General features: G+C 49.5%; 2 protein-coding genes. Both read left to right on the forward strand.

What is annotated here, in order from left to right; genetic code table 11:
* Positions 1-233 (forward strand): IS66 family insertion sequence element accessory protein TnpA (gene tnpA, locus C5745_RS19915; RefSeq protein ID WP_105718753.1); only part of this gene is annotated, 233 nt, incomplete at its 5' end.
* Between the two features lies 1 nt (position 234).
* Positions 235-459, forward strand: a 225-nt coding sequence (gene tnpB / locus C5745_RS20855; RefSeq protein WP_133166412.1) for an IS66 family insertion sequence element accessory protein TnpB, incomplete at its 3' end; no start/stop codon positions are given.

The raw sequence follows: 459 nt of genomic DNA on the forward strand, positions 1-459 counted from the left end.
GGCAGCAGAGCGGCCTGAGCAAGAAACGCTACTGCGAGGAAAACGGCGTCAATGAGACTACGTTTTATTACTGGTTTTCGCGCAGCAAAGAAAACGATGCTGCCAGCGGAAGCTTTATATCGATCGACAAGGCTTGCAGGAACAGTGCTGTAGAGGTTATCTATCCCAATGGGGTGCGGATCAAAGTAGATACCGATCTTGGTTTACTTTCCCAGTTGATCCGTCTTTACTGATATGTTTTCATTGGGGTCTTCTCACCGTTTTTATTTATATGATGGACACTGCGACATGCGCAAGAGTTTCGACGGGCTGTGCGGTCTGGTCATTTCGGTGATGCAGCGCCAGCCGACCAGCGGTGAGGTATTTGTGTTTTTGAACCGTAGCCGTACCCATATCAAACTTCTGCACTGGGAACACGGGGGCTTTGTCCTTTATTACAAACGGCTGGAGCAGGGTACC

The sequence above is a fragment of the Sphingobacterium haloxyli genome (assembly GCF_002980525.1).
Lineage (GTDB): Bacteria > Bacteroidota > Bacteroidia > Sphingobacteriales > Sphingobacteriaceae > Sphingobacterium > Sphingobacterium haloxyli.